The sequence below is a fragment of the Annamia dubia NIES-4383 genome, assembly GCF_055394725.1.
Genome location: NZ_AP025630.1, coordinates 3,036,495 through 3,051,563 on the forward strand (window position 1 = coordinate 3,036,495; position 15,069 = coordinate 3,051,563).

9 protein-coding genes are annotated in these 15,069 nt (G+C 32.2%); 3 read left to right on the forward strand and 6 right to left on the reverse strand.

The window, feature by feature from the left end:
• Positions 1 to 17: 17 nt before the first annotated feature.
• The gene (locus Anndu_RS13685; protein ID WP_464101739.1) at positions 18 to 1,985 is read right to left on the reverse strand and encodes a hypothetical protein; all 1,968 of its coding nucleotides are present in this window, start codon (positions 1,983 to 1,985) and stop codon (positions 18 to 20) included.
• Positions 1,986 to 2,137: 152 nt separating this feature from the next.
• Here Anndu_RS13685 and Anndu_RS13690 point away from each other — a divergent pair, with 152 nt between their 5' ends.
• Positions 2,138 to 3,340, forward strand: a complete 1,203-nt coding sequence (locus tag Anndu_RS13690) for an ATP-grasp domain-containing protein (RefSeq protein WP_464101740.1) — start codon at positions 2,138 to 2,140, stop codon at positions 3,338 to 3,340.
• A 179-nt stretch (positions 3,341 to 3,519) separates the two neighbouring features.
• Here Anndu_RS13690 and petE read toward each other — a convergent pair whose 3' ends face one another.
• From petE to Anndu_RS13710, 4 genes are all read right to left on the reverse strand, one after another.
• Positions 3,520 to 3,900: a plastocyanin gene (gene petE, locus Anndu_RS13695; protein ID WP_464101741.1), complete on the reverse strand. Its 381-nt coding sequence runs from the start codon at positions 3,898 to 3,900 to the stop codon at positions 3,520 to 3,522.
• A gap of 174 nt (positions 3,901 to 4,074) precedes the next feature.
• Positions 4,075 to 4,575, reverse strand: coding sequence for a photosystem II cytochrome c-550 (psbV, locus tag Anndu_RS13700; protein ID WP_464101742.1), 501 nt, complete (start codon positions 4,573 to 4,575; stop codon positions 4,075 to 4,077).
• Positions 4,576 to 4,974: 399 nt separating this feature from the next.
• Complete coding sequence (gene hisD / locus Anndu_RS13705) at positions 4,975 to 6,291, reverse strand: histidinol dehydrogenase (protein ID WP_464101743.1); 1,317 nt, start codon at positions 6,289 to 6,291, stop codon at positions 4,975 to 4,977.
• A gap of 99 nt (positions 6,292 to 6,390) precedes the next feature.
• Positions 6,391 to 7,227, reverse strand: a complete 837-nt coding sequence (locus Anndu_RS13710) for a DUF4058 family protein (protein ID WP_464101744.1) — start codon at positions 7,225 to 7,227, stop codon at positions 6,391 to 6,393.
• A gap of 435 nt (positions 7,228 to 7,662) precedes the next feature.
• Between Anndu_RS13710 and Anndu_RS13715 the strand changes: the two genes are divergently transcribed.
• Both Anndu_RS13715 and Anndu_RS13720 read left to right on the forward strand, forming a co-directional pair.
• A complete protein-coding gene (locus Anndu_RS13715; protein ID WP_464101745.1) occupies positions 7,663 to 10,083 on the forward strand; it encodes an McrB family protein in 2,421 nt (806 codons plus the stop codon).
• Between the two features lie 90 nt (positions 10,084 to 10,173).
• A complete protein-coding gene (locus Anndu_RS13720; protein WP_464101746.1) occupies positions 10,174 to 11,340 on the forward strand; it encodes an McrC family protein in 1,167 nt (388 codons plus the stop codon).
• 25 nt (positions 11,341 to 11,365) lie between these two features.
• Here the strand turns inward: Anndu_RS13720 and smc are convergent, their stop codons facing one another.
• Complete coding sequence (gene smc, locus Anndu_RS13725) at positions 11,366 to 15,022, reverse strand: chromosome segregation protein SMC (RefSeq protein WP_464101747.1); 3,657 nt, start codon at positions 15,020 to 15,022, stop codon at positions 11,366 to 11,368.
• Between the last annotated feature and the right edge of the window lie 47 nt (positions 15,023 to 15,069).

Consider the following 15,069-nt stretch of genomic DNA (forward strand, 5'->3'; position numbering starts at 1 on the left):
ACAAACCAATAACTAATTTATTGCTTAGGCATATAGGCGATGGCCAGAGAGTTATTAGGCTCATAAACCTCTACTCTTAATTTAGTGTTATTGCTGATCACCTGTAACGCTTGTTCAAGGGTGGAAATATGATCTAATAAAGCAATTTCTGTATTAGAATTACCTTGAGCTTTGGCTTTAAGGGCTGTCTGGCGAATATCCTGCACATATTCGGGAGTTAATTTAACTTTAATAATACTATCGGTAATGGTAAAATCGCAAACTTTCGCCACACCTTGACAAGTTTGAGTCAAATCTTCTTGAGCCTGTTGAAATTTAATACTTTTTCTGAGTTGATTTTCTGCTTGAATTAAAGCATTTTGATAAGCATTTAATAAAGGCTGAACTTGATTATATTGAAAACTATTTTGAGGTACTTGTTTAAGATAATCTGAAGCATTACGCCACTGATAAACCGCATTAGACCATTGTTTAATTGTTTGGGCATTTTTGGCTAGTTGAGCCAATCTTAAAGCTTGATTATAAGCATTAACCGCAAATAATTCTTGATTTTTTTTATCTCTAACATCGGCAATTGTAGCACTATAATCATTAATTAAAGTTTGTGCTTGACCATAAACCGTTGTGCTTGGTGCAATTTCCTTTAATCTTGACATCGCTGTCTGCCATGTGGCATAAACTAATTGCCAATTATCTAATGATTGTGCCGTACCTTGGCGCACTTGGGCGACTTTAATTGCTTCTTGGGCAATTTTTAATTTTTCGACAGCCTGAGCCTCCTCATTTAAACGGGCATTAACCATGTTTAAATTCTTTTTATAATCAGTAATTTTGGATTGGGCTAATAAATATAAATCACTATCACTCTTAATTGTTTCTAAACGAGAGATCGCTTTGCGCCAATCTTGTTGAATTTTTTGCCATTGTTGCACGGAAAAAGGCGGTTTTTGAGTTTGGGAAGCCACTTGGGAAGCGATTTTAAGGGCATTAATTAAATTATCTAAAGTTTGAGCCTGATCTTGATAGCGATTTAATAATGATTTGGCTTCGGAATGATAAAATGACCACTGGGGGATTTTTTCTAATAAAGAAATGGCATCATTTAACTGTTTTTGAGCGTCAAAAATGGCACTTCCTGAAGGATTTTGTTTTAAAATGCGCTTAGAAATACTGGCATATTCTTGGGCTTGAGCCATCGCATCGCATTTATTCATCACACAGGGGCGAGTTAAGATATAAAATGTACCTCCAACCACGGCGATCACGCTAGTTATGCCAAGGATTAAAGTCTTTTTAAGGAATTTTTGCCGTTTAATTTCAAATTGATTTTCTTCATCTTCTTCTACTTCATTTTCCATAGATTCAAATTGATTTTCTTGATTTTCTTGGGATGAAAAATCATTATTAAAATCAATTTCAGGCTCGGTAAAATTAGGAATTTGATCGGGGGGTTCTGAGGTCTGATCATCATTAATTACAGACTGAAAATCAAAGATAGAGGGGTTATCCTCTGATTGAGAAGGTTCTTGATCATCAGTATTTGTTATTGGAATATCAAAGGAAAAAGGATGATTTAAAGTAGGTTCTGTTTCAGATTCAATAGCATTAGAAAATTGTAAAAATTGGGGATCAGAATTAATCTCATTATCTAAAGGATTAGACTCATCAGAATGGAGTGATTTTATTTTAATCGAATGGGAAAGATAAGGGCGTTTTTGACCATTAATCCTTAAATAAATTAAACCAGAATATTTACAAGTAATTTTTTCATCTTCTAACATTTGTCTGACAAGACGAAAAACCGCACGGGGATGGGCTAAAACAGGCTCTGGATGGTTAATAATAACTGTTAAAGTTTGCTCTTTAAGTACACAGCGGATCTGTAAAGGCACAAGTTGTAACGGCTCAGAATATAACCTATTTTGTAACAGTTTTTCTAAGTCTTTAAGATTGAGGTTGGTAGATTGACTAGCTATTTGTACCATAACAATTATCAGTGAACAGTAAACAGTAAACAGTGACCAGTAACCAATTTTTGCTAAATTGTAACTCATTGTTGATTAATGAGTTTAAATTTATAGTATAATTTAGTTGATTGATTATTGATCTTCATCATTTTATCTTATCAAAAAAGTCAATGGACTTATTAGAATATCAGGCTAAAGAATTATTTAAAGAAGTTGGTATCCCCATTTTACCTTCTCAACAGATTAAAGAGATTAGAGATTTAAAGCAATTACATATTTCCTATCCGGTGGTGCTAAAATCTCAAGTGCGTGTCGGTGGTAGGGGGAGAGCCGGAGGTGTGCGTTGTGTTGAAAATACGATTGATGCGATCGCCGCCGCTCGAACTATTTTTAATTTACCGATCATGGGGCAATATCCTCAAGTTTTATTGGCCGAAAGTCGCTATGATGCTCAAATGGAGTTTTTTCTGGCAGTAGTCTTAGATTACCATTTACAACGGCCAGTTTTATTAGGCTCATCGGCCGGGGGCATTCACACCGAATTATTATTAGAAAAAATGCAGAAAGTAGTGGTAGAAGATCAGTTTTCTCCCTTCTATGCCAGACGTTTGGCCATTGCTATGGGCTTAAAAGGTATTTTAATTCAATCAGTCAGTCTAATCATTGAAAAAATGTATCGTCTTTTCATGGAAAAAGACTTAGACTTAATTGAAATTAACCCTTTAGGGATCAGTGCCAAAGGAGACGTAATGGCTTTAGATGGGAAAATTTCCGTCAATGATCATGCTTTTGCCAGACATCCTGAATTATTCTCTTTACTCAATCATGATTCTACCCCAAAAGAAGATCACTCTGCTATCACTCAAACCCAAGCTATACTAGCACCTCAAGCCCTTAACTGGTGTGATGAAAATGGTAATATTGCAATCATTTCTAATGATATGAGTTTAGGAGTTAGTACATGGGATTTACTAATTCAACATCAATATAAGGTTAATTGTTGCTGGTTAATTGGTGATCATCATCAAGAAAATTTACTTCCATCCTCATTTTTAAAAGAACAATTACAGCAGATTATTCATAAATTAATTAAGATGCCTTCTTTAGAAGTAATTTTGATTAATATTCTCAGTAGCCCTGACGTTTCAACTTTGATCGCCCAAACTTTAAGGGAATATTTTACCCCTGCCCAAAATGCAGAAGAAAAACCTCCTAAACCTAGTGTAGAGGGACATTTTCCCCAAATTATTGTGAGGGTAGTAGGTGGTCAACTTCAATCTTATAAAGATTATTTAATTAATTTACCTATTTTTTGGACTGAAGATCTAGAAGAAACAGTTAATATGATTTCTTTAGGTTCTTCTGATATTTAATATTATTGATCTTTGATCTTGATGAGGGTGTAAGATTAGACCTGTTGGGAAAGTTTAAATCATAATTAATTGTCATAGGTTTTTGGTAAATTACTTCACTTATTACTTATTACTTGATTTCCCCACGAAGTCTATTGTTAACCCCTCAAAAATCTATTAAAAAAATGGTTAATTTTTGATTATTTAACTATCATTTTTCCAACCATTCCCGCACCCCGATGGGGTTGACAGTAAAATCTAAATTCACCTTTAATATTTGAAGGTACAACTGTTTCAAAAGAATCTGTGGGAGCAAATATTAATTGGGGATGGGACATTGATTTTACTAGATCATCATCAAAAATAACATTATGGGGGGCGAATTTATTATTAACCCATTTAATGGTATCACCGGATTTAACTGTTAATTCTTTAGGTTCAAAGGTTAATAAACCTCGATTTGTTCCCATTTTCACGATAATATTATCAGCTAAAACGGGATTAACTTCAATAAAAAAACAACTTACAATTAAAAAAATTGTAGTTAGAATTAAGGTTAGTTTTCCTAAAATTTTATTCATTAAATTAAACACTTTTCTTATTAAATAAATCTTTGTTATTAAAATGTTCAACAATTGTTAATTGTCCAATGTCAACTGTCAATTGTCAACTTATAAAGAAACCAAGCCTCTGATCAGAAACTTGGTTTTTTGGGGTTAATAAATCTTGTTTTGATCAATTAAAATTGAAAAAGTTTAGTCGTAAACTTTTCCTTTACCCCAACTAGCTTTAATTTTTTCTGCACTGAGAACAAAACCAGCCACAGCTTTTAAGTCTTCATCAGAATAATTTTTCATCTCAGCAAAAATGTCCGTGCGAGTAGTATTAGGATGGATTTGATCAATAGATTCTTCCCCATCGTATGTAGTAGGATTAATTAAATAATCTACGATTCCCTCAACATTATCACGCGCGGGATAAGCATTAGCTAAATCAGATCCACTTAAAGTCACATTAGGATTACTTTTGGTTCTTCCACTGTTGTGACATTGGGAACAGGTATCATAAAATAAACGCTCACCTGAGCTTAATTCTTCATTGCTGAGAACTAACTGATCTCCGGCCGCATTGAGTTTAACCGTGCGTAAAGCCTCATCTACATTTAATGCTAAAGCATTATCAAGATGTAGTTGAAAAGCAAAGAAAACGGTGGCGATAAATCCTAAAATTAATCGTTTTAGCATTGTTTTGTTCAAAAATCTCCCTCTAATAAGACAGAATGAAAATAAAAATTTACGGTTTAATCGAGTAATAATATAAAAATTGAGACTTTATTAATTTCATTAATCGAGTGATTATAGAGTTAAAAAGCCATGACGTTTAGATTAAACCAGATCCTTCATCTGGTGATCCCGTGACAATATTTGTCAGTTTGTTTGAGATAACCTGATTTTATTATGTCATCAATATATCATGTCATTGAACTACATCAATCTCTTGAAAATTCAATGAAAATTAATATTCATCAAAAAGGGAACAATAAAAGAACTAAATTAATAATTTCATCAAGGCTGAAGCCTTAATGCGACAAAAACAAAGTCTGCCCACGCAGATAGGCTTTGTCTATCTAGCCCTACCCTTTAGGGTTTGGGTACTTATTCCCTATTCCCAGACTTTTTGCCCTGAGTGCGCAAACTTACGGAGTCAGCATGGGAAGGTAAGCCCTCCGCCTTAGCTAAGGCTTGGATCGAGTTTGAAACTTTTTTCAAGGCTAAAGGCGAATATTGAATAATACTAGAATGTTTCATGAAGGTTTCAACCCCTAAAGCAGAAGCATAACGGGCGGATCCCGAAGTGGGTAAAGTATGATTAGGCCCGGCTAAATAATCTCCCACCGCTTCAGGTGTAGAATGGCCTAAGAAGATCGCCCCTGCATGACGGATTTTATCAATTAAATCCCAAGGTTCTTGTACTTCCAATTCTAAATGTTCCGGCGCGAATAAATTAGATAATTCGGCCGCTTCCTCTAAACTATCTACCACAATAATGACACCATAATTAGCGATCGCCTTTTCCGTTAACAGTTTACGGGGATGATCTTCCAGTTGTCTTTCTACCTCTTTCTGGACATTTTCCGCTAAAGTTTGATCAGTGGTAATTAAAATAGCCGCCGCCATTTGATCATGTTCGGCCTGTGCTAATAGATCCGCCGCCACATAGACAGGATGGGCATTTTCATCGGCAATAACTAACACTTCCGAAGGGCCTGCTAAAGAATCAATCCCTACCCTACCATAAACCATTTTTTTAGCAAGGGTCACATAAATATTACCCGGCCCTGTGATCACATCTACTTGGGGGATCGTATCCGTACCATAGGCCAAAGCCCCGATCGCCTGTGCGCCCCCGACTTTATAAATTTCTTCCACACCCGCTTCCTGCGCCGCCACCAACACCGCCGGATTAATTTTTAAATCTGGGCCGGGGGGCGTTACCATCACGATGCGAGGAACATTAGCCACTTTAGCGGGGATAGCATTCATCAAAACCGTACTAGGATAGGAAGCCTGACCCCCAGGGACATATAAACCGGCTCGATCGACCGGAGTATAACGCTTACCTAAGACCACATCATCACCCTTAAACTGTACCCACGACTTAGGTAAACGCTGTTGATGGAAGGATTTAATATTAGCACAAGCTTCCTGAATTACATCTAAAAGTTCCTTAGAAATCTGTTGATAAGCCGCATCCAACTCAGCGCCCCCCACTCTTAACTGTTGGAGCGTCATCGTTTGACCATCAAATTTTTGGGTAAAATCAAGGAGGGCTTGATCTCCATTCTTTTTAACCGCTTCGAGAATATTTCTTACCGCTTCCTCCTTTGGACCGATCTGATCATCGTAAGTACGATTTTCAATGCGTCCAAGTTCGTTTTTTGCTTCTTCCCAAGAGTTAATAATGCGCAACATTTAATCTCACTACCTAATTTAGCTTAATTGATGAACTAATAGACCTTATTGTAACTCAATCTGAATGTTTCTGGTAAGTTCAAGGGAAATTTTTGAAAATTAAGAATTATTCTCTGTTTCTTCCCCTTGACTTTTAGTTAAAATTTCTTCACCCCAACTTAAATATTTTTCGGGTAAATTTGGGATAATTTCCTGTTGATAATCAATACTATAATCATAACAGGCTCTTTCATAAATTAGGTTAAAAATTGCCTGTAAATTTAAGATCGCTTCTCCATCTTCTTGAGATAAAGGAATAGGAATAATTGGTAAAGTATCAGGTAAATTAATGCCATATAAATCAGCTTGAGGACGTTTTTCAAATTTACTGACTAAAATTTGATAATCAAAGTTAACTTTTAAATTTTCAATGGGCATTTTTTCGTAATTTCTTAATAGATCAATTTCCACAAAATGAGTGGAACTATTTAAAATATTTGCTCTTTTTTTGAGGTATTTAGTTCTACCTTCACCTTGACGTTTATTCACAGGAGATAATATTTCAATAGCTGTAACTACATTGCCTTTTTCTAAATCAATTATTTCTATATAATTTTGTTTAATTTCTTCTTTTAAAGGTAAAGTTACTGTTAAAGCTTTAGTTTTCATTTGTGGTTCTAAAACAGCCACATTAGAGGTATTATTTTGATTAGTTTTTGGCTCTTGTTTAGCATTAGTTTTGATCGTAACATCAAGAATACCAATTAATAATGAACTATTGCCATTATTATTAATATTATTAACTTGATAAATTCTTTGATAAATTTTAACTCGATATTTTGGACGTACTTGTGTTACTAATTCATCAGCGATCGTCACAATTAAACGATCATGAAATTCTGACCAATGATAAGGATTTTCTAAAAAAGGATCCATTCCGGGAAAGGGTGAAGGCATAATCAAAAATCTCCATTAATTCCAATAATCAAAAATCAAATATTATAGAGTGAGTATTACCCACCTATTATTATAATCTAATTATAGACAGTTATTTCTTAAATTGATCGAATAACCAAAGACTAACTTATTTGATTAATTTTAGCAAAAATTTCCCACCCAACCCAAATATTTTAAGGTTCTCTTTATTTAAAAGGTAAAAGCATAAATTTAGATTTTCCTTTTACCAGCCTGAGAACTTTTTGAATATGATCGCCTTTAAATGTTAAAATTAACGGAGTTAATATTTTGAAAAGCCTAAACTTTAACCGCCACTTGGCAACAAAAAATTAGAGGTGAATGGTATGAAAAGCCAGTGTTCAGAAAATTAAAGTTTTTTCTTTAAAAACTATTTTTGAATGATAAAAATTGATTTTAAATAAATTTATTTCTAATATGATTATTACTGAAGAAAAAAAACAAGAATTTGCAATGTTATTTCAAGAGTTTATTAATTCTTATTTATTAACTCCAAACGGATTAAGACATTTATCTGCTTATAATGAGCAAAGAAAACAAGGAAAAATAAATTTTGAAACTGTAATTAATGCTTTAAAAAATAAAGAGGATATTACAGATTTAGTCTTATTAAAATTATTGCCTTATACTAATACTGAAGAAAATAAAAAGCGTGGTGCTTGGATACATATTGCTCCTGCTTTATCTACAGATGTGAGAATACAATTTGGAAGAACAAAACCAATTGATTGGAATTTAATTGCTGAAGAAATTTTTAGATTTATTAACAAGTGCTATAACAGGCCTCAATTATTAGTGGAAAATTGTCAAGATTTCTTAGAAGTCTCCTATACTAAAAGTTTTAACATAGGAATTTTAAGCCCAATATTAAATGCCTTACATCCTGATAAATTTTTATTAGTTGATTCTACGTCAAGAAGGTTAATCAATTATTGTTGTGATAATTTAATTAATTATTTTACTGGTCATATTTCTCCTAGTTATAATGGCAATTATAGCAAAAAATTCAAAAAATATAGCCTTAAATTAACAAATTATGCCATAATTAATTATACAGGTTTTCAATTAATTGAAAGTTTAAAAAATATTTTAAAAGAATCTTATTTAAATTTAGCAGATTTAAAAATAGAAGATAATTTCTATATATTTTGTTTTTGGTTAGTAAAAATTAAAAAATTTACTTTCTCTGAGTTATCTACAGGAATGTTTTGTAATATAATTGATGATTTGAATGAAAAATATTATTTCAGCGATAACACTTTTGCATTATTAGAAAAATTACATCAAAATCAGACTCAAGAATTTTATCTTAATTATAAAGAAGAATTTAAACTATATGTAGAAATTCCGTTTAAAACTCTATTTAATTATATGGCATCTCAACTTCCATTAGAAATTACTAATTTAATGGAAATAGAAACACAATTTTTTTCTCCCATTCTTAATAATATTCATACAGAAACTTTTATGTGGGGGGCTTTTTATCCTAACAATGGGAAAAGTACAGAAGATGCTCACTTATTTTTATTTTTAAATAAAGAATCTTGTGAATTTGGTTTTTATATCGGTAAAGATGGAAATGACAAAAGAACTAAATTTATTAATTTTTGTCAAAATAATCAAGATTATATAATCAAATTAATGAATGATATTTATGCTATTGATAATAATATATATTTAGGTAATCGTGATAATTATTATATTAATGAAAATCAGGAAGTTATTAGTAAAAAAAATGTAACTTTAGAAAGTTGGTTAAACAATATTACAGAAGAAGATCTTCATTTAGTGGTTATTCTTCCTTATGAGAAAGTATTAAATTATTCTCAAACAGAATTGAGTGATTATATTTTAAATATTTATCAGAATTTATTTCCTTTAGTTTTAATTACTATTTATGATGATCCTATTCCCAAAATTGATCAATATTTAGAAAGTTTAGATAATTGTACAAATTTAAAAGAGATAAATTTAGAAGAAATTGAACCAGAAATCAAAACAATTAATCCTGAATATACCCTTGAAAATTTATATCAAGATACCTATTTAAAAGAGGATAAAATAAACCCTATTCTTAAAGCAATTGAACGCAAAAAACAAATAATTTTACAGGGTTCTCCGGGGACTGGAAAAACTTTTTTAGCTCAACATTTAGCTAAATATTTAATCAGTAATAATGATGGATTTTATGAATTAGTACAATTTCATCCTAGTTATAGTTATGAGGATTTTATACAGGGAATTAGACCAATTTCTAACAATGGAACTTTAGAATATAAAATGATTAAAGGCCGTTTTTTAGAATTTTGTGAAAAGGCTAAACAATCTGAAGGAAAATGTGTTTTAATTATAGATGAAATTAATCGGGGAAATTTAGCCTCAATTTTTGGGGAATTAATGTATTTATTAGAATATCGAGAGCAAAATATTAAATTATCGGGAAGTAATGATGATTTTTCTATTCCGAAAAATGTTGTAATTATTGGTACAATGAACACCGCCGATCGCTCGATCGCACTGGTAGATCATGCCCTCCGTAGACGCTTTTCCTTTATTACCCTTAAGCCTAATTATGACATTTTAAAAACCTATCATCAACAACAGACTAAACTTAAAATTGATGATTTAATTAAAGTATTAAAAGAGTTAAATAAAACCATTAATGATCCCCATTATCAATTAGGTATTTCCTTCTTTTTAACTAAAGAATTAAAAGAAAATATAGAAGATATTTGGATGATGGAAATTGAACCCTATTTAGAAGAATATTTCTTTGATAATCTGGATAAAGTTAAAGATTTTTCTTGGCAAAATATTAAAGATAGAATTAAATTTTAAAAATAAGCCCCTATTCCTCTCCCTACTAAGGAGAGGGGTAGGGGCTGAGGTTAAATTTGTAATACTAAAAATATAAATTAAATATTAACAATGAAAATAATAAAATTAACAGAATATCAAACTAAAGAAATTGCTCGTCAAGATGGAATTATTGATTTAATTCAAGCCAGAAAATATGATGATAAAATTAAATTAAATATTATTAGAAAAAATGGAAAAGATCAAATAGCTTTAACTTCTCAAGGTTGGGTAGGTTTTTTGCCTTTAAATTCAGAACTTGCCATTAAAATTAATCCTAAAGTTTCTATTCAAAATTTATTTTCTATGTTAAATTATACCATCAATTTAAAAAGTTTTCAATTTTTAGATGGCATAGCTAACTGTGAAAGTTTAACGGATCTATGTGATCATCTTGCCATTTCCTTAACGGAAAAAATTATTAATCGCACGAAAAAAGGTTTATATTCCACCTATCTTAATCAAGAAAATCAATTAACAAAAATTAAAGGGAAAATTAATCTTAAAAAATTAAGTCAAAAACCCTATCAAATAAAATTAAATTGTCACTATCAACAACAAACTAATGATATAGAAGAAAATCAAATTTTATTATGGACATTAAACTGTTTAATGCGTAGTAAAATGTTTAATCATCAAGTTAATTCTTTGATTAGAAAAGCCTATCATGCTTTACAACATTCCATTAGTTTAACACCAATTAAAGCCCAACAATGTCTTAATCAAAAATATAATCGTTTAAATCAAGATTATCAAAATATGCACTTTATTTGTTATTTTTTCTTGGCACATCTTACCCCTAGTCATCATCAGGGAGATGATCAAACATTACCATTTTTAGTTAATATGGCTCAACTTTATGAAAAATTTATTGCCCAATGGTTAAAGCAAAATTTACCCCATAATTTTAAATTAAAACAGCAAGAAGAAATCAAAATTAATGATGATTTAAAATTTAAAATTGATCTGGTTATTTATGAGAAAGAAACTAATCAAACTTGTTATATTTTAGATACTAAATATAAAACAGAATTTAATCATAATGACTTTCATCAAATTGTTAGTTATGCTACCCAAAAAAACTGTCAAAATGGGGTTTTAATTTATCCCCAAACTTTAACTAAATCTTTCAATTGTTGGGCAGGAAATATTAATGTTAGAAGTTTAACATTTAATTTAGATCATGATTTAGAAATAGCCGGAAAAAATTTTTTAAATGATTTATTTCAAAGCTTATAATTTACTTTTAATTATCAATTATTAATTATAACTGAATACCTAAAACTTGAGTATAAGCCCCCCTTGCTTGAGTTACCCCAATTGTTCTTTCCGAAGCCTCGATCATTGGTCGTCTTAAACTAACCACAATAAACTGCGCTTGTTGTGCCTGTTGTTTGATCATTTTAGATAATCTTTCCACATTTGCACCATCAAGAAACATATCCACTTCATCGAAAGCATAAAAGGGAGAAGGGCGGTATCTTTGCAGGGAAAAAATGAAACTTAAAGCCGTTAAAGACTTCTCTCCTCCTGACATTGAACTTAATCTTTGTACAGGTTTTCCTTTAGGATGTGCCACTAAATTTAAGCCCCCTTCAAAGGGATTTTCTTTGTTATCTAAGTCTAAATAACCATCACCTTCTGACAGGGTAGCAAAGATAGTTTTAAAGTTTTCATTGACCGCATCAAAAGCTTCTTTAAAAGCCTTAAAACGTAAAGTAGTAAAGCGTTCTACCCTTAATAATAACTCAGTTCTTTCCCCGACTAAAGTATTTAATTTTTCCCTTAATTCGGTCAATCTTTCTTCAGTTTTATTATATTCTTCTAATGCTAACATATTAACGGGTTCTAATGCTTCTAATTTCTTCTGACCTTTGCGAATTTCCCTTTGTAATTCTTCTAATTTTTCTTCATATAATTCTTTCGATAATTCCTGTTGAGAAATTTCCTCTAACATTGGCACTTCAGGCAGGGGATCGGGGAGATCACTTTCCTGTAATTTAATTTCCACATCTAAATGGGCTAATTGTGCCTGTCTTTCTTCTTTAGTTTCCTCTAATTTCTGAATATTCCAAATCTGTCTTTGATGTTGATTTTGTAATTCTTTTAACTCATTTTCTAAATTATTTCTTTCTTCTTTAACGGTTTTTAATTTAACAGATAAAGCCTCTAAAAGTTGATTAGTTTCCGTAATTTTCAGATCAACTTTTGTTAATTCTTCGGCCACAACTTTTAAATTATTTTGATCGGTCAATTTTTGCCGTTCTAAAGTAGTTAAACCCTCATTTCCATCATTAATTTTTTCCTGTAGGCGAATTACTTGATTTTCTAATGTTTTTAACTTCTCTTGGGCGGTACGCAAACTAATTTCTTTTTCCTGTAGTTTGGCCTCTTGTACCTTAATTAATTTTTGAATTTCTTGCCATTCATGATGACTTTGGGAAGCCTCTAAATCAGCTAATTTTTGTTGTAATTGTTGTAGCTGTTGCCCCATGTGAGGAATAATTTGATTAAGTTCAGTTAAACGCAATTGGGCGCGTTCTAACTCCTCTTGATGTTGTTGTAATTGTGAAGCCAATTTTTCCTGATCTAATAATCTCTTTAAATCTTTTTCCAACTGCTCTAAACGCAATTGATTTTCCCTTTGTTCCTGTCTAGTTTCTGTTAATTGATTTTTTAAGTTATTGACACGCTGTAATTTTTCTGTTATGATGTGGTCACAGTAAGATAAAATTTCGCCTATCTCTTGCAATCTGAACTTTAAACCCTTCATTTCTTCAGATTCTTCCGTTGAAACCGTCCCAAAATGTAAGCCAGAATTTTTGCTAATACTGCCTCCGGTAATAGCTCCACTACTTTCTAATAGTTCACCATCTAAGGTGACTAAACGGGCTTTTCCTAAGTGGCTACGCGCATCATTTAAGTTTTCAAAGACAACAGTTGAGCCAAAGACATAATTAAAAATTTTGCTGTAACGCTCGTCACATTCAATTAAATTAACGGCAAAATCTATAAAACCTCTGGTATATTTCGGAATTAAATCTTTTTGTAGGGGCTGAAATCTAATTTTATTAAGAGGTAAAAAAGTCGCCCTACCTCCTTTTTTTCTTTTTAAAATATCAATGGCGATCGCCGCCACTTCATCTGTTTCCACTACGATCTGCCCTAAACGACTACCCGCCGCCACTTCTAAGGCCAACTGGTATTTTTGATCTACCTGTCCTAACTGAGCCACGAGGCCATAAACACCCTCTAAATTAGCATTTAAAATGAGTTGACTGGCATAAGTACCCTGTGCCTCTTTTTGGGCATGGGCGGCCGCCTCTAATTGATCTAATTGACGTTGTTTTTCCCTTTGTTCTCTTAATAAACGCTCTTGAGTATCCTTTTGTAAATTATATTCTTGTTCGGCTTCTGTCAAGGCTTGGCTTAACTCCTGTACTTTTTTTTCTGTACCTTCTTTGAGGTTAGAAAATAAAGTAATTTCTTCTTGTTTTTCCTTAATTTCTGACTGAATATCTTGTAATTGTAAAGCCTCTTTTTCCACTAAAGACTGTAATTGTTCCCTTCTTTCTTGAAGTTGTGCCTGTTCAGTGCAAAGGGGGTTAAATGTTTGTTGTAAATTGGAAATTTGACGAGTTAAAGCACTTTGTTCTTGTACCCATGCTTCGGAAGCTTCGGCGATGGAGTCGGCTTGATCCCTAATGGTAGTTAAAACCTCTTGAGTCTGTTGTTTTTGCCCTAATAAAAAGGGTAAAGTTTCAGTTTCTAAAACCGTCTTTTCTTGTTGAATTTGACTTAATTCTGCTTGACGTTGGGTTAATTCTTGTTCAGTTTTAGCAATTAAACTTAAATGATGTTGTAAAGTCTCATTCAACTCATGTTGACGTTGTTCTAATTGATGTTTTTTCGCTTTTTGACTGGCTAAAGTTGAGGCAACGGATAACTGTTCATCCTCTCCTAAAGCCTTAATTTTATTATTTAATTCATCTAACTCTAAATGTTTATGTTTAATCTGTTCATCTAATAATTTTAAGCCTTCTTGTAACCTAACTTTTTCCTGTTCATCCCCTTCCATTTTTAAAATTAACTGTTGTTGCTGATATTGTAAAAAATGCAACTTTAACACTAATTCCCATTGTTGTTTTTCTAAAACAATAGCCTTTAACTTTTGATATTTTTCTGCTTTAATTCTATCAGTAGCCAATTTTTCTAAATTATTAGTTAATTCCTGTTCAATAATTTGACAACGCTCCTCCCTTTGCTTAACTGACTCTAAAGTAACTTTAGTTTGTTCAATTTTGCGATCAAACTCAGCAACTCCTGCCAATTCATCAATAATTTCTCTCCTTTCTTTACTATTCATACTGATAATACTGGTTACATCACCCTGTAAAACCACATTATAACCCTCTGGATAAACTCTTAAACGTCTTAATTGTTCATGTAATTCTGTCGCTGTGCAGGGACTATCATTAATATAAAAAGTAGAAGAATAACTGCCCCCCTTCGTCACTCGTAACTTTCTAGTAACAGTCCATTCCGCACTACGGGAGAGGGTAAATTTTTCCTCAGTTTCCTGATTATGGTTAGATTCTTCTAAATTTTCAGAGGGATCAGAGTCAACAAAATTATCAATGACCATTTCCTCAAGATCAGACAAATCAAAAGTAACAGAAACCCTCGTTTCCGCCGTGCGCCCCGTTTGACTTTGATTGTGATTAATCAGATCGGGCAGTCTTTCCGCCCTCATGCCCTTAGAACTAGCCAAACCCAAACAAAATAACAAAGCATCTAAAATGTTAGACTTTCCCGATCCATTAGGGCCAGAAACCACCGTAAAACCGGGGCGAAACGGCACAGCAGTAGTACCGCCAAAGGATTTAAAATGAGAAAGTTCGATTTTAGAAATATGTACCATTGTTAAGGTTTTCGTAATTTGTAATTATTGCAATTAGTTCTTAAGTT

What these genes read in the sequence shown, in the direction of transcription:
- Anndu_RS13720 (WP_464101746.1), top strand. Translation starts at nt 10,174, where the DNA reads ATGAAAATAATAAAATTAACAGAATATCAAACTAAAGAAATTGCTCGT.
- Anndu_RS13685 (WP_464101739.1), bottom strand. Translation starts at nt 1,985, where the DNA reads ATGGTACAAATAGCTAGTCAATCTACCAACCTCAATCTTAAAGACTTA.
- smc (WP_464101747.1), bottom strand. Translation starts at nt 15,022, where the DNA reads ATGGTACATATTTCTAAAATCGAACTTTCTCATTTTAAATCCTTTGGC.
- hisD (WP_464101743.1), bottom strand. Translation starts at nt 6,291, where the DNA reads ATGTTGCGCATTATTAACTCTTGGGAAGAAGCAAAAAACGAACTTGGA.
- Anndu_RS13710 (WP_464101744.1), bottom strand. Translation starts at nt 7,227, where the DNA reads ATGCCTTCACCCTTTCCCGGAATGGATCCTTTTTTAGAAAATCCTTAT.
- Anndu_RS13715 (WP_464101745.1), top strand. Translation starts at nt 7,663, where the DNA reads ATGATTATTACTGAAGAAAAAAAACAAGAATTTGCAATGTTATTTCAA.
- petE (WP_464101741.1), bottom strand. Translation starts at nt 3,900, where the DNA reads ATGAATAAAATTTTAGGAAAACTAACCTTAATTCTAACTACAATTTTT.
- Anndu_RS13690 (WP_464101740.1), top strand. Translation starts at nt 2,138, where the DNA reads ATGGACTTATTAGAATATCAGGCTAAAGAATTATTTAAAGAAGTTGGT.